Source organism: Flavicella marina (assembly GCF_009193215.1).
Classification (GTDB): Bacteria; Bacteroidota; Bacteroidia; order Flavobacteriales; family Flavobacteriaceae; genus Flavicella; species Flavicella marina.
Genome location: NZ_VYVA01000002.1, coordinates 384,046 through 402,654, shown reverse-complemented (window position 1 = coordinate 402,654; position 18,609 = coordinate 384,046). Strand labels below are relative to the sequence as shown.

Genomic DNA, 18,609 nt, shown 5'->3' with positions numbered 1-18,609 from the left:
CTCAATACACCTTATCTAACCTAGATAAAACCATATGTTATATAATTTGGAAGTGAACGGTTAAATTCTAAAGAGAAACGCCTAACAAAGCTTAAATAAATTTCATAAAAAAAGGTCTGAAAAAATTCAGACCTTTGAAACTTTGGGTGGAAGACGGGACTCGAACCCGCGACACTCGGTACCACAAACCGATACTCTAACCAACTGAGCTACAACCACCATGTTTAACGCTTGCAAATTTACATTTTTTTTCGAATTTCAAAACTTTTTAATGATATTTTACTCGGTGTATTTCTCTAAGTTTTACGCATAAAAAAAGGTCTGAAAAAATTCAGACCTTTGAAACTTTGGGTGGAAGACGGGACTCGAACCCGCGACACTCGGTACCACAAACCGATACTCTAACCAACTGAGCTACAACCACCATGTTTAACGGCTGCAAATTTACACTATTTCAACAATTGTGCAAACATTTTTTTTAAATTAAATCATCTAATTTATCAACTGCAACATAACGTTCTGATACAAAACCTTCTGCGGAAACAACTCCGATTAACCTACCAAGATCATTGGCTCTATAAAGCACACTATCTATGAAGTTTTTACTGGTTATAGGTGATTCTGGCTCGTTGCTATTCGGATCATAGAACTGTGAAGCATATGCTTTTACCGCTGCTGCTTTTACATCCATAAAACCTGAAACATCTACTACAAAATCAGGCTTCATATTTTTCCACTGGATATAATGATATACTTGCTTTGGTCGCCAAGCTTCTTGTTCTTCTCCATTTAGCAACGTTGGAATTTTTCTTAAACCCGATAAAAAACAAGCATCAGAAGCCAATTTACTACCCTTCGGATGATCGATATGTCTATCGTCAACGGCATTACACAACACAACATCTGGCTGGTATTTGCGTATAATTTTTATGATTTCTAATTGATGTTTTTTGTCGTTTGTAAAAAATCCATCGGCAAAGGCTAAATTCTCACGAACTGAAACCCCAAGAATTTTTGCAGCATCAGCTGCTTCTGAGTCTCTAATTTCTGCAGAACCTCTTGTACCAAGTTCACCTCGGGTAAGATCTAAGATTCCAATTTTTTTACCATTTGCAATTTCTTTTGCTAAAGTCGCTCCACATCCTAATTCTACATCATCCGGATGTGCACCTATAGCGAGTATATCTAATTTCATATTTTTATTTTTCTATCCAAGCAATCACTTCTGGATCTGTTGGTTTTGTTTTAGGAGAAATAACTTTTTCTAACTCCCCTGCTCTATTGATTAAATATTTTTGAAAATTCCATTTTACCGAAGAATCTTCAAGTCCATTTTTTTCTTTCTCTGTTAAAAACTTGTAGACGTCATGTTTTTTACTTCCTTTCACTTTTATTTTTTCCATCATCGGAAAAGTTACGCCATAATTCACTTTACAAAAACTTGCAATCTCTTCAGAGGTACCTGGTTCTTGCCATAAAAAATCATTAGAAGGAAAACCAACTACCACAAATCCTTTGTCTTGGTATTTTGTATAAATCTCTTGAAGTTGTTCGTATTGTGGAGTTAATCCGCATTTAGAAGCTGTGTTCACAATCATTACTTTTTTACCTTTTAGTGTAGAGAAATCAAAAACTTCACCTTGTAAGGTTTTTACTTTGAATTGATATATTGTTTTGTCTTTAGTTGCTGGTTTGTTATTGATAAACGAAACGGTAAGTAAAAACAAACAAGCAAGCGAGATTTTTTGAAACATATTCAAGTTTTTAATTTATATCAAAAATACAAATTCCTTTCTGAAAATAAGATTCGTTCGTATCTTCGCTTTTATGATGCAAGTGGTACTTTTAGGTAGTGGAAATCTAGCGACACATTTAGCGACGGTTTTTTCAGTTAATGAATCTATAGATTTGGTTCAGATATATAGTAGATCAATTGAAAATGCTTTACATTTAGAAAACCTTGCGCCTATAACGAATACTATTGATAACTTAATTGAAGCCGATGTTTTTGTCATTGCAGTTTCAGATAGCGCAATTCAAGAAGTTTCACAGAAGTTGTCTGCAAAAAATGGACTTGTAGTACACACTTCAGGAGCTACCTGTATGGAGGTAATAAATAACGACAATTGTGGCGTATTCTATCCTTTGCAATCTTTTACAGCCGGAAAAGATCTTACATTCGAAAACATCCCTATTTGTATAGAAGCAAAACAAAAAAAGTCATTTCTATTATTAGAATCTCTTGCTAAAAGTATTTCTAAAAAGGTATACGCTATGAATTCTGAACAACGAAAACAACTGCATATTGCAGCTGTTTTTGTCAATAATTTTGTCAATTACATGTACCAGATTGGAGAAGAAATTTGCGATGCTAACAATGTGCCTTTTGAAGTATTACTACCGATTATTAAAGAAACTGCCTTTAAAGTGAGTGAATTAACTCCAAAGCAATCTCAGACGGGACCTGCAAAAAGGAAGGATAAAAAAACGTTAGCTTTGCACGAGAAAGAATTGAATGAATCACAACGAAAAATATACAGAATCCTGAGTGAGGGAATATCAAATAATTATTAAATGGAAGTAAGTTATAAAGAATTAATGCCGCAGATAGATACATTTATTTTTGATGTAGATGGAGTCTTGACAAATGGTATAGTTACAGTTTTTCCGAATGGAGAATTGGTAAGGCAAATGAATATCAAAGATGGATATGCACTAAAATCTGCTGTTGATGCAGGATATAAGGTTTGTATTATCTCAGGAGGCTCTAGTCAGAGTGTAAGAACTCGTTTAGAAGGATTAGGTGTGACTGATATTTATTTGGGAGTACATGATAAAATTGAAGTTTACAATCAGCTTTTAGACAAATATAATCTATTGCCTGAAAATGTATTGTACATGGGAGATGATGTTCCTGATTTTCCGGTAATGGAAAAAGTTGGTTTTGCTTGTGCGCCAAGTGACGCCGCAACAGAAATAAAAAACATCTCTAAGTACATTTCACCAAGAAAAGGTGGTGAAGGTTGTGCTCGTGATGTCATTGAACAAATTATGCGTGTACAAGGCAAATGGAAAGGAAAGTTTTATGCCAAATACGATTAACTAGTCAGTGTTAATTTGATAAAAAAAATCCCTTTTCATGCGTTGAAAAGGGATTTTTAATTTTATTGACTGGTAAACTACGCCAATACTACTTGTACTTTATCTGCAGCTTCTTGAAATTCAGTAGCAGAAATGATTTCCATTCCGCTATTGTCGATCAATTCTTTTGCTTCTTTAGCGTTTGTACCTTGCAAACGGCAAATGATTGGCACGTTGATTTTATCACCCATATTTTTATAAGCATCAACAACACCTTGTGCAACACGATCACAACGAACAATACCTCCGAAGATATTTACCAAGATTGCTTTTACGTTTTGATCTTTTAAGATGATTCCGAATGCTGTTTCAACACGAGCAGCATCTGCAGTACCACCAACATCTAAGAAGTTTGCTGGCTCACCACCTGCTTGCTTAATTAAGTCCATCGTACCCATTGCCAAACCAGCTCCGTTTACCATACAGCCAACATTTCCATCTAAATCAACATAGTTCAATCCTGCAGCCTTTGCTTCCACCTCGATAGGATTCTCTTCACGAATATCTCTCATCTCAGCATAGTCCTTATGACGATACAATGCATTTTCATCTAAAGTTACTTTAGCATCAACGGCAAGAATTTTATTGTCAGATGTTTTCAATACTGGATTGATTTCAAACATTGCAGAATCAGAAGAAACATAGGCTTTATACAAAGAAGAAATAAATTTTGTCATTTCTTTAAATGCATTACCGCTTAATCCTAAGTTGAAAGCAATTTTTCTTGCTTGAAAAGGTAAAATCCCAGTACCTGGATCTATTTCTTCAGTAAATATCAAATGAGGAGTTTCTTCAGCAACTGTTTCAATATCCATTCCACCTTCTGTAGAATACATAACCATATTGCGTCCAGTAGCTCTGTTTAATAAAACAGAAATATAAAATTCTTCTGTTTCTACTTCTCCAGGGTAATACACATCTTCAGCGATTAATACTTGATTTACAAGTTTCCCTTCTGCAGACGTTTGTGGTGTTACCAACATCATTCCTAAAATCTCGTCAGAAATACGTTTTACTTCATCTAAGTTTTTGGCTAGTTTTACACCACCACCTTTACCACGTCCACCTGCGTGTACTTGTGCTTTTACTACATACCAGCTAGTTCCCGTTTGATCCGTTAATTCTTTAGCTGCCTCAACTGCTTGTTCGGGTGTACTTGCAACGATACCACGTTGAATTCTAACTCCAAAACTGTTTAATATTTCTTTACCTTGATATTCGTGTAAGTTCATTTATTGTGATCTTTATATTTAGTTTTTGAGCGCCAAAAATACTAATAAAAGTAAATAAATACTTGAAATATTTTTCAATCTTTAAATGTATAATTGACATATAAAAAAACTGCTTTCAACCTAAGCTAAAAGCAGTTTTGTATAGTTATTGCATTTCTTTTATGCTAGTACTTCTTGTACCTTATCTGCAGCTTCTTGAAATTCAGTAGCAGAAATGATTTCCATTCCACTATTATCGATCAATTCTTTTGCTTCTTTAGCGTTTGTACCTTGCAAACGGCAAATGATTGGCACATTGATTTTATCACCCATATTTTTATAAGCATCAACAACACCTTGTGCAACACGGTCACAACGAACGATACCTCCAAAGATATTCACCAAAATTGCTTTTACGTTTGAATCTTTTAAGATAATTCCGAATGCCGTTTCAACACGTGCAGCATCTGCAGTACCTCCAACATCTAAGAAGTTTGCTGGCTCACCACCTGCTTGCTTGATTAAGTCCATCGTTCCCATTGCCAAACCAGCTCCGTTTACCATACACCCAACATTTCCATCTAAATCAACATAGTTCAATCCTGCAGCTTTCGCTTCAACCTCGATAGGGTTTTCTTCACGGATATCTCTTAATTCTATGTAATCCTTATGACGGAACAAGGCATTTTCATCTAAAGTTACTTTAGAATCAACAGCCAAAATTTGATCATCAGCAGTTTTAAACACCGGGTTGATTTCAAACAAAGATGAATCAGAACCTACATAAGCATTGTACAAAGCAGTAACAAACTTTGTCATGTCTTTGAATGCCGCACCAGACAATCCTAAGTTAAAAGCAACTTTACGTGCTTGAAATGGCAATACTCCTGTTGCAGGGTCTATCTCTTCTGTAAATATCAAATGAGGAGTTTCTTCAGCAACCGTTTCAATATCCATTCCACCTTCTGTAGAATACATGATCATATTTCTACCTGTTCCTCTGTTTAATAAAACTGACATGTAGTATTCTTCTGGTTTAGAAGGTCCATCATAATACACATTTTCAGAAATCAATACACTATGTACTTCTTTCCCTTCTGCAGAAGTTTGAGGAGTTACCAACATCATACCTAAAATTTGTTCAGCGTATGTTTTTACCTCTTCAATAGATTTAGCGATTTTCACACCACCACCTTTACCACGACCACCAGCGTGAATTTGAGCTTTTACTGCAAATACAGTACAGCCTTTTTCTTTATTAATTTTTTTAGCAGCTTCTAAAGCTTCTTCTGGAGTGTTCGCAACAATCTCTAAAGGTACTTTTACTCCAAAACCTTTTAATATTTCTTTCGCTTGATATTCGTGTAAATTCATCTGTTTAGTTTTAAATACGTTAACAAATGTAGGAATCTTACGAGTAAATACCATGTTTTTTTAAAGCCTTTGGTAGTTTATTATCCATTCCAAAATTTTTACTACCCAAAATTAAGAAGAAAGCTAAAAAAGGGATTTGATTTTGCTGCATTTTTAATATTTTCGTGCTCTTAAGACGACCAAAATGATCAAAGCGACGAATATACACAAGTATTATGGCAATTTAGAAGTTCTAAAAGGTGTAAATCTACAAATTAACAAAGGTGAGGTAATTGCGATAACGGGTCCTTCAGGAACAGGTAAAACTACGTTGCTACAGATATTAGGAACTCTAGACAAACCCACAAAAGATCTTAACTATTTATTAGAGATAAATGGTGAAAGTTTGCCTGAAATGTCTGATACTAGTCTTTCAAAATTTAGAAATGAGAATATTGGTTTTATTTTTCAATTCCATCAATTACTACCTGAATTCACAGCATTAGAAAACGTTTGTATACCTGCTTTTATAGGAGGTAAAAACAAAAAGGAAACCGAAATTAAAGCGAAAGAGCTCTTGAATTATCTCGGTTTAGAAGATCGTATTGAGCACAAACCCAACGAACTTTCTGGAGGAGAGCAACAACGTGTCGCTATCGCTAGGGCTTTGATCAATGATCCTGCAGTGATATTTGCTGATGAACCTAGTGGTAATTTGGATTCGAAGTCTGCAGAAAACCTACATCATTTGTTTTTGAAACTAAGAAACGAAATGGGGCAAACTTTTGTGATAGTAACACATAACAAAGAATTGGCTCAAATGGCCGATCGCGTTTTAGAAATGAAAGACGGAGTTATTTTACAAGAAATTAAAAATGCTGAAAAATAAACTATGAAACTAGGTGTTATCAGTGCCATGCCTGAAGAAGTGCAATCGCTGTTAGATGTATTGCAAGATGTGCGTATCACAGAAAAAGGAATGCGCTCGTATTATCAAGGTAATATTGGGAATCATGAATTAGTGATCGTGTTTTCACGTTGGGGAAAGGTTGCGGCGGCAGTTACCACCACACAATTGTTGAATGATTTTTCTGTTGATGAAATTATTTTTACGGGAGTTGCGGGTTCATTAGATTCTCAATTACAAGTTGGAGATGTTGTTATTGGAACCAATTTATACCAACATGATATGGATACCCGTCCATTGTTTGGTGCGTTTGAAATACCATTACTTGGTAAAACTTATTTTGAAGCAAAAAAGAACCAATCACTAGAAAAAGCTGTTGAAGATTTCAGTAAGAGGATCAAAGAAGAGATTGATTCTAGAAAGCTTGAGCAATTCGCTATTCACAACATATCAATCAACAAAGGAGCCATTTTAAGCGGAGATCAATTTATTAGCTCTAAAGCAAAGGTAGCAACCTTAAAAGAAGCGATTCCAGATGCGCTTTGTGTAGAGATGGAAGGTGCAGCAGTAGCACAAGTATGTTTTGAATATGAAAAACCTTTTTCGATTGTTAGAATCATTTCTGACAATGCCAATAACGATGCACCTATTGATTTTCCTGAGTTTACAAAATCTGTAGCTTGCAAATATGCAAAAGGAATTATTTTGAATTATTTAAAAAACTTCGATTAATATGGGATTTAAAGGAGTTGTTTTTGACTTAGATGGTACATTGGTAAATTCGATTGAAGACATTTCGGATTCTATGAATCTTGTTTTGAGAGATGCAGGATTTGAAGAATACAATTACAAAACTTACGAAACTTTTATTGGAAATGGAATAAGAAGTCTTGTAATAAAAGCATTACCGGATTCTGTAACATCTGAAAGTGAAATTGATTTGTATTTCAATAAAATGTTAACAGTATATGCTGAAAATTGCACTAATAAAACGGCACCATATGATGGGATTTTAGAGCTCTTAGAAAAATTAGTTGAAAAAGGAATAGTATTGAGCGTTTTGTCTAATAAAGCAGATGCTTTAACCAAAATGGCCGTAAAGAAAAAGTTGCCAAATATCTTTTCTCCTGTAATTGGTTTAACGACAGAAGCTTTGAAAAAACCGAACCCTAACACCTTACTAGAAATTTGTAAAACCATTGGATTAAACAAAGACGAAGTATTGTTTGTTGGTGACACTTCTGTTGATATTCAAACTGCAAAAAATGCAGGAATGAAGGTAGCCGCAGTTACTTGGGGATTCCGCTCAAAAGAAGACTTACTGAAAGAATCACCTGATTTCTTAGTTGATACTCCTGACGCGTTGATGGATCTACTTTAAATATCGACATGCTCAGTCACCAATCGCATCCCAAAATATTTGTACCCTGAGCTTGTCGAAAGGTATCTACTACGTAGTGTTAATCTGGGACTTCGACAAGCTCAGTCTCCTTCATGACTTGTTCATTTGATTAATGCTATCAATAGTACTCTAAGTTTGTCGAAGGGTATCTAATATGCAATGTTAATCTGAGACTTCGACAAGCTCAGTCTCCATCAATTTAAAACTTCTAAAGTACCCTGAGCTTGTCGAAGGGTAATTTCAATTTCTTTTTGTACATTATAATGGCTATGAAAGGATATATGTACATATTATTGTGCTCAAACGGTAGTTATTATACTGGAAGCACTAGAAATCTTGATAAAAGATTAATGGAGCATGATAATGGAAATGGAGCAAATCACACAAAGAAATTCCCTCCTGTAAAACTATTGTATTACGAAGAGTATGATAGAATTGATATTGCTTTTTATGGAGAAAAACAAATTCAGAAATGGAGTCGGAAAAAGAAAGAAGCATTAATTAAAGGTGACCTTGAAGAGCTAATAGAATATTCTAAATGTTATTCAACGAAATGAGAATCTGAGACTTCGACAGGCTCAGCCTCCATTATTTTAGATTTATTCGTACCCTGAGCCGGTCGAAGGGTAACTGTTAGTTGTTGTTTATATCGAGACTTCGTCAGGCTCAGTCTCCGAGCGCAACCCTAAATATTCGTACCCTGAGCCGGTCGAAGGGTAACTGTTAGTTGTTGTTTATATCGAGACTTCGACAGGCTCAGTCTCCAAGCGCAACCCTAAATATTTGTACCCTGAGCTTGTCGAAGGGTACTTGACGTAAAATTCTATCATTCGTAAATTGTAAATAACTTGTGAAAAACTTCGCTGAAACCTTTCATTGAAAATGATATATTCGCTTTTGTCAATTTAATACTTGTATCACACTCGAATTTCAAGATAATCAATGAATAACATAAAAAACTGGATTCACTATTACAGAAATAGTTTGTTCGATAGCGAAAATTTAGCTGTGGACATTTCTAGAATTAAAAATCTATTTCATCAAAACAATTGTGATTTAAGTTTAGGTTCGATTACTTCAAAAAACGCGAAAACCTTATTAGATTCTGAAGAAAGACGAATCAATCGCTTGAGAGGTATCAACAAAAAAGACAGTCCGAGTTGGCAAGAAATTAACGATACAGAAATTATAATTGCACCTTTTGAGTTGGTACTTCAGAGTAGTTCTAAAAAGGAAGCGATACATCCATTTTGGATAAAAGCTCGTATCAACAGATCTGGTCAATTGTCTGCTCCAAAAGATTTATTTCCAATAGTTGTTAGAAATTATATCGACCCAATTGCTGATGTAGGTAACGATTTTATATTCTCTACTATGGACTTGATTGAAGGAGCTAGAGAGATAGAAATTCCGTATCCACTAGAAGATGCTGAAGAAATTACTTGGAGCGCTTACTGGGATTATTTGAATGAATTATTCAACAAAATAGCTTTCAGTAACATTGATTTTTACCGAGCAGATGGATTTCGAACAGATTTTAAAGTAACTTATTTTGCAAAAAGTTCTAAAATTGCCACAGCCAAAAGCATTTTATTTCTTTATGAAAACATATTAAATGAAACCGAAGAATTCCCTTTGATTTCTAAATTGGTGACTCCTATTGATCGAGATAGAAAGGAACCAATTGCCGATGATGGTTTTTTACAATACAATCATTTACACTTGGGACAAATGACGGATAAATTTCCTTTGTCTATCAGTCAACGAAAAACATTGCTCTCGTACTTAACAGCAGAAACTAATTCAATTACAGCAGTTAACGGACCTCCTGGAACAGGAAAAACAACTCTTTTACAAAGTTTGGTTGCGACTGAAGTAGTTCGTGCTGCGATAAAAGGTGAAGAAGCTCCGGTTATCTTGGCTTGCTCTACAAACAACCAAGCTGTGACAAATATTATTGATAGTTTTATAAATGCAGACAGTTCGGTAGCTGGATTGTCTGAAAGATGGATTCCTCAATTTCACGGTTATGCAACGTATTTACCGTCAGGATCTAAGAGTGAAAAAGCCTTAAAAAACATCAACTACCTTAAAGGGAACTTATTTGGATATCAAGGTACATTGTGTGATTTAGAAAATGAAACTTATGTATACGATGCAGAAACCTATTTTTTTGATAAGTACCACGAATATTTTGGGTTTCATGCGGATTCTTTAGAGGATGCATGCTTGCATTTACAAGAAGAAATCTCGGTTGTTGAAGATAATTTGATCAATGGTGTTTCTATTTCAAGAGATTTTATAAAAGCGATTGACACGATCAATCAAATGACAAATAATCCAGCTGATTATCTATCGAAAGAGAAGTTAAATGTTGTAAAGGTTCAGCAATGGAGAAAAGCTGCTACAGCCATCAAATCTGCTATTGATACGGATCTTTTTCAAGCGGAGTTTCAGAAGTTGTTTACTATAGAAAGTGATGGTAAATCACCCTTTTTTGCATCCAAAGAAATTCTTGAAAATACAGACAGCACTAAATCATTTATAAAAAACACAATCAATCTATTCAATACAGTTTTGAACTCGTATTCGAGACTAAAAGAATGGAAACAGTTGAACAACATCAAAGGTTTTCCGTTGGTTTCTGAAGAAGAAATGTGGAACCATGAATATGAAAAATTAGATAGTGATGATAAATCACATCGCTTTTTTTATGATGAAATTGATGTTAGTCTTCGTCATAAAGCATTTTTATTAGCGATTCATTATTGGGAAGCGCGTTGGATTTTGGCGACTCTTGATGCTATTGAGCACGAAACAGAGAAAGGAACAGGAGAAAAAGCAATACAAGATAAATGGAAACGAAGAGCGATGCTTACCCCCTGTTTTGTGGCGACTTTTTACATGGCTCCTACTCATTTTGTTTACAGTCAATTTCAAGGAGAAAACGAAGATGGGAATCCTCTTTTCGAATACTTACCCTTGTATAATTTTCTAGATTTATTAATTATTGATGAGGCAGGTCAGGTTACTCCAGAAGTAAGTATTCCAGTATTCTCGTTGGCCAAGAAGGCTATTGTAGTGGGTGATTTAAAACAAATTGAACCTATTTGGATGATTCCGTCTAGAATCGACTCTGGAAATTTAATGGATCAGAATATCACTGACAACGCTAGCGATGCTAACTTTTTACACAATTTAGGTTTTTTAGCATCTAGTGGAAGTATTATGAAAATGGCTCAGAATGCTTGTGAATTTGAAACCCCACTTATCACTGATAAAGAAAAAGGATTGTTATTGCTAGAACATCGAAGATGTAATGATGAGATTATTGGTTTTTGTAATGAACTTGCCTATGGCGGAATTTTAAAACCTATGAAAGGAAAAGCGAAAGCCGATCAATTATTTCCTTCTATGATGGCCTATCATATTGAGGGTAAAAGCGACCGAAAATTCAGTAGTCGTTTTAATATTACAGAAGTAAATGCTATAGTATCGTGGCTAAATCAACACAAAGAAGCGATTGCACATGCTTATGATACTGATACTGTTGAGTCTGTATTAGGAATCATAACTCCGTTTACAAGCCAAAAAAGTGAATTGTCACGAGCCTTGACTGAGGCCGGATATAATGTAAGTAAAATGAAATTAGGAACGGTTCATGCCTTGCAAGGTGCCGAACGAAATATTGTATTATTTAGTTCGGTATATACAACGACAGATGAGGGTACATTGTTTTTTGACAGGGACAACAAACCTAATATGTTAAACGTAGCGGTTTCTAGAGCTAGAGATAGTTTTATTTTGTTTGGTGATACTCGTGTTTTTGATGAGAATAACAGCACACCTTCTGGTATCTTAAAAAAGCACTTACAAGTCCATGATTTAGCCCATTAAGAGATTCATTTATTTTGTTCATGGTGTTTTATTTAGTATATTAATAACGCTATGAAAAACTTGAACGACACACCTTTACTCACCCTCAAAAAAGTAGTTCACCGAGAGCATGCAGTGCTTTTGGTTGAATTCAAATACAATTTCAAACTCAAAGAATTGATCAAAAGCATCGAAGGCTTTCGATTTAGTTACACCCTAAAAGGATGGGTAGCTCTGTTTACTATTGAGAGGTTAGCATTAGTAATAGATAAAACTAAAGACTTGGTACTTCTCGTTGAAGACAGTTCGTTGCAAACAGATGTATCCATCTTAAAACGGAATAAAATTTCTGCTGAAAACAATTATCAAATCATTCTTGGTTTTAAAAAATATTTAATTGGTAAGCGCTATAGCGAAAGTACAGTTTCTGTGTATACACAATTTGTTAAAGATTTTATCAATTATCAAAAAAACAAACGTATTGAAGATTTGGTAAATCGAGATGTTGAGTTGTTTTTGGAAGATGTTTTTATCAAAAAAAACATGTCTATCAGTACGCAACGACAGTTTATCAGTGCGATGAAACATTTTGTAGTGTATTATCCACAATGCTCTATTGATTCGATGGAATTAGTTCGTCCCAAAAAAGATCGTTATTTGCCCACCGTTTTATCTCAGGAAGAAGTGATTGACTTGATTCGTTCTTGTAAAAATTTAAAACATCGAGCGATTATTACGTTGTTGTATTCATCTGGTTTAAGAATTGGAGAATTGTTGTCATTAAAACTTTCGGATATCAATATTGATCGCAAACAGATTTATATTAAAAACGGAAAAGGAAGAAAAGATAGGTATGTTCAATTGGCAAAAAGTTTTTTGCCTTTGCTAAGAAACTATGTGATGACATATCGTCCATCAGTATATTTTGTGGAGGGACAAAACGGAAAACAATACACGGCTAGCAGCGTGCGAAAATTTCTACACAGAGCCGTTAAAGAAGCTGAAATCGAAAAGAAAGTAACACCGCACACTTTAAGGCATAGTTATGCTACACACATGCTTGAAAACGGAATTGGTTTGCGACATATACAATCATTATTAGGACATGCAAAACCAGAGACCACGATGATATATACACATGTTGCAAAGAAAGATTTATTAGAAATTGAGAGTCCGTTAGACAATCTTATTTTATCTTTGAGAAAAACGGATAAAGATGACCCAAAACTCCTCTTATCCCAAAATAACTATAAAAAAAGAGGACTTTAGTTCTTGATATAACCAGTTGTAACCAATTCTCAAAAAATTGCAAGAATTAATAGAATCATATAAGCGAGGTCAAGAAAGACTAAAGAAATACAATAGTAAAGAATTCATATACAAAAATGGATTGAATATGATTTGGCAGTCTTTTGAATCAGAAGCTTGGTATGAATCTTTGATTGAAAATAATATCGAAAAAAGTAAAGAAGCATTCTCTAACTGTGCAAAAATAGATTTAGAAGAATGTTCCTTTAATAAGGATATATTTAACTATAAACGTAACAGTCCTTTATATGCAATTTTATCAGATAACTTAGAAGTTGTAAATTCTTTTAATAAAATAGATTACACCATAACAAGCGGTCCTAAAAAATATAAAACATATAAAGAATTAGTAAAAATTGGTAAGAGTCATATTTATATCGATACAATAATTAAATCGATGAATAAAGATTATCAAGCTCTCGATGAGAACCTAAAAATAATGGACAATATTTTTCTCAAAATGAAAAAAAATGTTGCCTTAAAAATCGACTATAATTTTTTTAAAGGAATTCTTGAGAAGAATAAGGACTTAGTATTTGAATCTATAAATGCTTTAGCAACAAAAGAACATAAGAAAAGAAATCGGGACTCGGCTTTTTATAAAGATTTGATATCTCAGCCAGCAATGGGATATGCCAAAATAGCTTGGATAAATGGATATCAACTTGAGTTTGATTCTACCTTGATTCATAATGAATTATTACCATTCAAGCCAAATAAGAATTATACAGATAGAGTTTTGATTCTAAAGGAAAATATGACCTTAGAATCTACAAATCCAGATTTTAACGGAATAAAATTAAGTGAAGAAGAATTTAAAACAAGATATCCGAAAAAGAAAAACTGGTTACAACAATGGATATAATTAATACGGGCTTTGTGTGTATACTCCAAAGTTTAGTGTATTTTTATGAAGTCCGCCAAATCTTTTTGATTTGGTTTTAAAAATGAAAAAATAAAACAAAATAAAAAGTTTTGGCTAAGTAATTAATCGGAAAATAATCGCTTATTTATTCCCGTACTAATCATAGCCGGAGCCGTTGGGCACAATTATGAAACACCACAGTATAGATGAAAATGATTTTAGTCCTGATGAGTTCTGGAAAAATTTCCGATTAGGCACTGAACTGACAATATCAGGAAACTTCATATATAATGGATTACATTGTTTTGAATTAATGTCACACTTCTATTATGACGATGAATCCTTTGAATTCTTATATAATATTTCTGTCGGAATTGAGCGACTTCAGAAAATCACACTTATTTTACTCGAACATAATCTTGAAATTGATCAGGAGGAGTTTGAAAAAAGTTTGATTACTCACAACCATATAGATATTCATAATAGGATAGAAAAACATATAAATATGAATCTAGGGAAAGTACACCTTGAATTTTTGAATATTCTCTCAAGATTTTATAAAACTTCCAGATATGAAAAATTTAGTCTGAAAAGCGTATACAAATCAGATACAAGTAAGTCCGAATTAATAAACTTTATCAATAAAAATCTAAATATAAAAATATCAACTGATTTTTTCTCATGTACAGAAAACGATGAACGAATTAAAAAATTCATAGGAAAAACAATAGGAAAAATATCAACTAAATATTATAATCAAATTATTGAATCTTGTAGGAAACTTAATATTTACACTTATGAAGTTTCAACTGAATCAAAAGCATTTAAAATTTTTTTAAGCAAAGAATTTGATTTTATAAATGAAAAGATAATTCAACGAGAGATTATTAAATTTTTACTTCAAGCAGAACAAAATGATTTAAATAGGTATTTAGAAAATGAACCTTCTCTAGAATTGGAATATTTTAGACCAAATACTTATATAAATTATTTAATGGATTATCATAAAAAAACAAACTTTCGAGGGGAGATTAGTGAACTATATACAGAGATAGATAATATAAAAAAAAGATTTAATCATCTAGAGTTAATAGGCCATATCGATATAGATTTTAATAGTGAAAAATAACTATGCCCAACACCGCATATAAAAAATTGCTACACTCCCCTTCTGTTGAAAAATTCATTACTTTTATAAAAAAACAAAATAGCATGAAAAATCGCGTTTCAGAAAACGCAACTTTTCATATACAAAACCGTTGTGTGTAAGCAGAAAAAAAATCAAAATTATAATTTACAAGAATCCTGATGTTTAAGAAATTTTATTTAATAACCTTATTAATTTTATTGTGTTCATCTATTAGCGGTTGCTTAAATCAAAAACCAAGTGACTCTAAATTAATTGGAATATTTGAATCTATTACCAAATGTAAGTTTCCTAAGTCAGGAGGAATAATTGAAAAGAATAATCTGACTGGTCTAAATGATGGATGGGAAGCCGCAATTATAAAGGTTAAAGATACTGTCGAATTTGAAAAAATTTTAGAGAATATCAATAAGGATAAAATAATGACTAAAAGATCAATTGGTAAATATGGATTTGGATTTTCATCGAAATTAGCAAATGGAAAAACTAATTCATTAGATTCTGTATATTACACAAAAGAACTATTTATTTTAGGAATCATAAAGTCTGAAAATATTATTGTTATTGAGAAAGAATGGTAAAAAAAGCCTACACACAACACCGGCTATAATAAATTACTTTAATCCTATATGCGTTCAAAATTATTTTTCTAAATTACGCTCCTATAAAAGCTATGAAACTCTAGGTACGCAGTTTTAAAACACTCAATATGTTTTGGTTCAGCTCGTTTGAGGTCCGATTTCGCCAAAACAGGTCGTTTTAAAACCGCCAATCGCAACTTATCATAGCCAAAACCGTTGCCAAAAATTTTATGAATTACAGTAGAAAAAAAATAACTAAGGCAGGAAATATTTTAATGACCTCTAAATCAAATTCTGATATAGAAGAGTCTTTAGACATAATAAACGAATGGAGAACTAGTCATCTGTACCCATTAAAAGTTATGAAAAATGGTTTGCTAAGATTATTAAAGAAAAACAAAATTTCACCAATTCTAGTATCTCAAAGATTAAAACGTTTAACATCTATCGAATATAAATTAGATTTAAATGAAAAAATGGGACTTGGAGGAATGCAAGATATTGGAGGATACAGAGCTGTTCTTAAGGACCGCAAAGATTTAATTCAGTTGAAAAATATTTTGGAGTTTCAAAAAACTAATCATAAGCTTGAGAAGGTTGTAGATTATGTGGACAAACCAAAACCATCAGGTTATAGAAGCATTCATTTTATTTATAGATATTCTTCAGTAGTTGAACAATACAATGATTTAAAACTTGAATTGCAAATCAGAACAAAACTTCAACATAATTGGGCAACAGCAGTAGAAACAGCAGGAATAATAACTAAAACTTCCCTGAAATCTAGCCAAGGACCAGATGAATGGTTAGAGTTCTTCAAAATTGTAAGTTCATTATTTGCTATAAAAGAGAAAATGCCAAAAATGGAAGTCCATAAAGATAAATCCATGCAAGAATTAATGATCGACTGCTATACATTCTGTAATAAATATAGTATAATAACAACATTAAAAGCCCTTAGAGTCTCTACTAAAAGAATTGAAACAGATAAATTCCCAGGAGATTACTATTTAATAAACATTGACTTTAAAGAAAAATCTGTCAATTTAAGAATCTTTAATAAAAATCAATTTGAATTAGCAACATCTGAATATTTAGAAATTGAAAAAAATATAGAAGAAGATAAAAACGCAGTTGTACTAGTTTCTGCAACTTCTATAAAAGCATTAAAAAAGGCATACCCTAGTTATTTCTTAGATACATCTGAATTTATTCTAGCTTTGGAAAGTATCAACAAGAATTGTATAGATAGAGGATATATATAAAACATTAGGCAACACCGTATAAGATTAATGTGGGTTTTTATGGTTTTCCCAAAGTTTTGGTTTATTTCTAAAGTCCGCTTAAACTTATTTATCTATTTTTAGGTCGACAAGAATAAAAACACAAAATAAGTATAAGCTCAGTGGCTCGGCTGACAAAATAAAGTTTGTCTTCCTCCCACACTAATCTTATACAAAAACGTTGGCAATTATTTAAAAAAAGCACTATGAAAAATTATTTATTACCATTATTTATTTTATTTATTACAACAATAGCTTGTGAACAAGATTCTATTGATATAACTGATTCTTTTAAAAGTGAGAATGGATTAACGTATAACGAAAGTCTTGATAATTGGAATAATTTAAAATCAGTACATGGAAATTCCTACTCATATCAAGTTCCTAATTATTCTTGGACAGGTAATTCTTCAACAACGACTATTACTGTTCAAAATGGAATAGTAATAGCTAGAGAATATGAATCCTTAAAGCCAAATGAGCCAGGACTCCAACCTGAATTTATTGAAAGTATAACATATCAAGAAAACAAATCTGAACTTGGAACGCATGAATTTGGAGCTGATATAAAAACAATTGATGATTATTACAACGATTGTTCTACAAAGTATTTAACTGTAGACCAAGAAACGAATATGCTGACATTATCAACTGATCAAACTGGTATGATAACATCTTGTGGTTATACTCCTGAGAATTGTGCAGATGATTGTTACAGAGGAATAACTATTAAAAACTTTGAATGGACAAAACAATAGCCAACACCGTATATAAAAAATTGCTACACTCCTACTAACTTGAAAATTTCACTATTTTTAAATAAACAAAATATTATGAAAAATCTCGTTTCAAAAAACGCAACTTTTCATATACAAAAACGTTGTGCGTAATTTGAGAAATGAACTCTAAAACAAAAATAAAGTACGGAATTGGAATTCTCATTCTTGAAATTATTCTTCTTGGATTATGGATTTATACAATGAAACCTGACCCAAGTATTTCTATTGGAATAATATTAATTGTGCCAATTCTTTTCGGATTAAACTTGATAATCGGACTTATCCTCTATTTTTTTAAAAAACCATTTTCCAAAATATTTTTAGCTAACTCTATTATTTGTCCACTTATCTTTTACGCTTTTTGGAGTTTGTGGTTTATGAATTATCACGAAAGAAATAATACGGAATTTAAATTCTCATTAAACGAAATTGTTTACGAATTGAGCATCGGAAAAAATAATGAATACTTTTATCTGTGTGACGAAAATAACGATGGAAGAGTTTATGTTGGCAAATACGAAAAAAAAGGAGATAGTCTAATATTAAATGATACTGAAGCCAGAATGTATATTATCGACAATAAACTTTTTGAATTTCCAGAAAAAAGAACTGGAATTGAATTAATTAAAACGGAATAAAAACTACGCACAACACCGTATAAAATTAATGTGGGTTTTTATGGTTTAGCCCAAAGTTTTGGTTTATTTATAAAGTCCGCTTAAACCTATTTATCTATTTTTAGGTCGACAAGATAAA

Annotated in this window: 18 protein-coding genes and 2 tRNA genes; 14 read left to right on the top strand and 6 right to left on the bottom strand. The window is 32.7% G+C overall.

Annotation, left to right across the window (positions count from 1 at the left end; all coding sequences use genetic code 11):
• Window positions 1–144: 144 nt before the first annotated feature.
• The 4 genes from F6P99_RS06650 to F6P99_RS06635 all read right to left on the bottom strand — a co-directional run bounded on the left by F6P99_RS06650 (window position 145) and on the right by F6P99_RS06635 (window position 1,754).
• Window positions 145–220, bottom strand: a tRNA-His gene (locus F6P99_RS06650).
• 129 nt (window positions 221–349) lie between these two features.
• Window positions 350–425 (bottom strand) — tRNA-His (locus F6P99_RS06645).
• A gap of 53 nt (window positions 426–478) precedes the next feature.
• The gene (gene bshB1 / locus F6P99_RS06640; RefSeq protein ID WP_152286678.1) at window positions 479–1,195 is read right to left on the bottom strand and encodes a bacillithiol biosynthesis deacetylase BshB1; all 717 of its coding nucleotides are present in this window, start codon (window positions 1,193–1,195) and stop codon (window positions 479–481) included.
• 4 nt (window positions 1,196–1,199) lie between these two features.
• Window positions 1,200–1,754: a glutathione peroxidase gene (locus tag F6P99_RS06635; protein WP_152286677.1), complete on the bottom strand. Its 555-nt coding sequence runs from the start codon at window positions 1,752–1,754 to the stop codon at window positions 1,200–1,202.
• Window positions 1,755–1,827: 73 nt separating this feature from the next.
• On the opposite strand from F6P99_RS06635, the gene F6P99_RS06630 reads away from it, so the two are divergent.
• Both F6P99_RS06630 and F6P99_RS06625 read left to right on the top strand, forming a co-directional pair.
• Window positions 1,828–2,574: a Rossmann-like and DUF2520 domain-containing protein gene (locus F6P99_RS06630; RefSeq protein WP_152286676.1), complete on the top strand. Its 747-nt coding sequence runs from the start codon at window positions 1,828–1,830 to the stop codon at window positions 2,572–2,574.
• Window positions 2,575–3,102: a KdsC family phosphatase gene (locus tag F6P99_RS06625; protein WP_152286675.1), complete on the top strand. Its 528-nt coding sequence runs from the start codon at window positions 2,575–2,577 to the stop codon at window positions 3,100–3,102.
• 77 nt (window positions 3,103–3,179) lie between these two features.
• On the opposite strand, the gene sucC (F6P99_RS06620) is transcribed toward F6P99_RS06625, so the two are convergent.
• Complete coding sequence (sucC, locus tag F6P99_RS06620; protein WP_152286674.1) at window positions 3,180–4,373, bottom strand: ADP-forming succinate--CoA ligase subunit beta; 1,194 nt, start codon at window positions 4,371–4,373, stop codon at window positions 3,180–3,182.
• A 159-nt stretch (window positions 4,374–4,532) separates the two neighbouring features.
• Window positions 4,533–5,726 carry an ADP-forming succinate--CoA ligase subunit beta gene (gene sucC / locus F6P99_RS06615; protein ID WP_152286673.1) on the bottom strand — a complete coding sequence of 398 codons (1,194 nt, stop codon included), beginning with the start codon at window positions 5,724–5,726 and terminating at the stop codon, window positions 4,533–4,535.
• A gap of 184 nt (window positions 5,727–5,910) precedes the next feature.
• Here sucC (F6P99_RS06615) and F6P99_RS06610 point away from each other — a divergent pair, with 184 nt between their 5' ends.
• The 12 genes from F6P99_RS06610 (at window position 5,911) to F6P99_RS06555 (ending at window position 18,491) form a co-directional block, all read left to right on the top strand.
• Window positions 5,911–6,594, top strand: a complete 684-nt coding sequence (locus F6P99_RS06610; RefSeq protein ID WP_152286672.1) for an ABC transporter ATP-binding protein — start codon at window positions 5,911–5,913, stop codon at window positions 6,592–6,594.
• A 3-nt stretch (window positions 6,595–6,597) separates the two neighbouring features.
• Entirely contained in the window at window positions 6,598–7,344 is a 747-nt protein-coding gene (locus F6P99_RS06605; protein ID WP_152286671.1) for a 5'-methylthioadenosine/adenosylhomocysteine nucleosidase, read from the top strand.
• Window position 7,345: 1 nt separating this feature from the next.
• Complete coding sequence (locus F6P99_RS06600; RefSeq protein ID WP_152286670.1) at window positions 7,346–7,993, top strand: HAD family hydrolase; 648 nt, start codon at window positions 7,346–7,348, stop codon at window positions 7,991–7,993.
• A gap of 290 nt (window positions 7,994–8,283) precedes the next feature.
• Window positions 8,284–8,571 carry a GIY-YIG nuclease family protein gene (locus tag F6P99_RS06595; protein WP_152286669.1) on the top strand — a complete coding sequence of 96 codons (288 nt, stop codon included), beginning with the start codon at window positions 8,284–8,286 and terminating at the stop codon, window positions 8,569–8,571.
• Between the two features lie 385 nt (window positions 8,572–8,956).
• Window positions 8,957–11,911: a DEAD/DEAH box helicase gene (locus tag F6P99_RS06590; RefSeq protein ID WP_152286668.1), complete on the top strand. Its 2,955-nt coding sequence runs from the start codon at window positions 8,957–8,959 to the stop codon at window positions 11,909–11,911.
• 51 nt (window positions 11,912–11,962) lie between these two features.
• The gene (gene xerA / locus F6P99_RS06585; RefSeq protein WP_152286667.1) at window positions 11,963–13,159 is read left to right on the top strand and encodes a site-specific tyrosine recombinase/integron integrase; all 1,197 of its coding nucleotides are present in this window, start codon (window positions 11,963–11,965) and stop codon (window positions 13,157–13,159) included.
• Between the two features lie 37 nt (window positions 13,160–13,196).
• On the top strand, window positions 13,197–14,063 hold the full coding sequence (locus F6P99_RS06580; RefSeq protein ID WP_152286666.1) for a hypothetical protein: 867 nt from the start codon (window positions 13,197–13,199) through the stop codon (window positions 14,061–14,063).
• A 187-nt stretch (window positions 14,064–14,250) separates the two neighbouring features.
• Window positions 14,251–15,192 (top strand): hypothetical protein, encoded by a 942-nt coding sequence (locus tag F6P99_RS06575; RefSeq protein WP_152286665.1) that lies wholly within the window; start codon window positions 14,251–14,253, stop codon window positions 15,190–15,192.
• 179 nt (window positions 15,193–15,371) lie between these two features.
• Window positions 15,372–15,791, top strand: a complete 420-nt coding sequence (locus F6P99_RS06570; protein WP_152286664.1) for a hypothetical protein — start codon at window positions 15,372–15,374, stop codon at window positions 15,789–15,791.
• A 230-nt stretch (window positions 15,792–16,021) separates the two neighbouring features.
• Complete coding sequence (locus F6P99_RS06565; RefSeq protein WP_152286663.1) at window positions 16,022–17,056, top strand: RelA/SpoT domain-containing protein; 1,035 nt, start codon at window positions 16,022–16,024, stop codon at window positions 17,054–17,056.
• Window positions 17,057–17,280: 224 nt separating this feature from the next.
• Complete coding sequence (locus F6P99_RS06560; protein ID WP_152286662.1) at window positions 17,281–17,832, top strand: hypothetical protein; 552 nt, start codon at window positions 17,281–17,283, stop codon at window positions 17,830–17,832.
• A gap of 140 nt (window positions 17,833–17,972) precedes the next feature.
• Window positions 17,973–18,491 (top strand): hypothetical protein, encoded by a 519-nt coding sequence (locus F6P99_RS06555; protein WP_152286661.1) that lies wholly within the window; start codon window positions 17,973–17,975, stop codon window positions 18,489–18,491.
• Window positions 18,492–18,609 lie beyond the last annotated feature (118 nt).

What these genes read in the sequence shown, in the direction of transcription:
- bshB1 (WP_152286678.1), bottom strand. Translation starts at nt 1,195, where the DNA reads ATGAAATTAGATATACTCGCTATAGGTGCACATCCGGATGATGTAGAA.
- F6P99_RS06635 (WP_152286677.1), bottom strand. Translation starts at nt 1,754, where the DNA reads ATGTTTCAAAAAATCTCGCTTGCTTGTTTGTTTTTACTTACCGTTTCG.
- F6P99_RS06630 (WP_152286676.1), top strand. Translation starts at nt 1,828, where the DNA reads ATGATGCAAGTGGTACTTTTAGGTAGTGGAAATCTAGCGACACATTTA.
- F6P99_RS06625 (WP_152286675.1), top strand. Translation starts at nt 2,575, where the DNA reads ATGGAAGTAAGTTATAAAGAATTAATGCCGCAGATAGATACATTTATT.
- sucC (WP_152286674.1), bottom strand. Translation starts at nt 4,373, where the DNA reads ATGAACTTACACGAATATCAAGGTAAAGAAATATTAAACAGTTTTGGA.
- sucC (WP_152286673.1), bottom strand. Translation starts at nt 5,726, where the DNA reads ATGAATTTACACGAATATCAAGCGAAAGAAATATTAAAAGGTTTTGGA.
- F6P99_RS06610 (WP_152286672.1), top strand. Translation starts at nt 5,911, where the DNA reads ATGATCAAAGCGACGAATATACACAAGTATTATGGCAATTTAGAAGTT.
- F6P99_RS06605 (WP_152286671.1), top strand. Translation starts at nt 6,598, where the DNA reads ATGAAACTAGGTGTTATCAGTGCCATGCCTGAAGAAGTGCAATCGCTG.
- F6P99_RS06600 (WP_152286670.1), top strand. Translation starts at nt 7,346, where the DNA reads ATGGGATTTAAAGGAGTTGTTTTTGACTTAGATGGTACATTGGTAAAT.
- F6P99_RS06595 (WP_152286669.1), top strand. Translation starts at nt 8,284, where the DNA reads ATGAAAGGATATATGTACATATTATTGTGCTCAAACGGTAGTTATTAT.
- F6P99_RS06590 (WP_152286668.1), top strand. Translation starts at nt 8,957, where the DNA reads ATGAATAACATAAAAAACTGGATTCACTATTACAGAAATAGTTTGTTC.
- xerA (WP_152286667.1), top strand. Translation starts at nt 11,963, where the DNA reads ATGAAAAACTTGAACGACACACCTTTACTCACCCTCAAAAAAGTAGTT.
- F6P99_RS06575 (WP_152286665.1), top strand. Translation starts at nt 14,251, where the DNA reads ATGAAACACCACAGTATAGATGAAAATGATTTTAGTCCTGATGAGTTC.
- F6P99_RS06570 (WP_152286664.1), top strand. Translation starts at nt 15,372, where the DNA reads ATGTTTAAGAAATTTTATTTAATAACCTTATTAATTTTATTGTGTTCA.
- F6P99_RS06565 (WP_152286663.1), top strand. Translation starts at nt 16,022, where the DNA reads ATGAATTACAGTAGAAAAAAAATAACTAAGGCAGGAAATATTTTAATG.
- F6P99_RS06560 (WP_152286662.1), top strand. Translation starts at nt 17,281, where the DNA reads ATGAAAAATTATTTATTACCATTATTTATTTTATTTATTACAACAATA.
- F6P99_RS06555 (WP_152286661.1), top strand. Translation starts at nt 17,973, where the DNA reads ATGAACTCTAAAACAAAAATAAAGTACGGAATTGGAATTCTCATTCTT.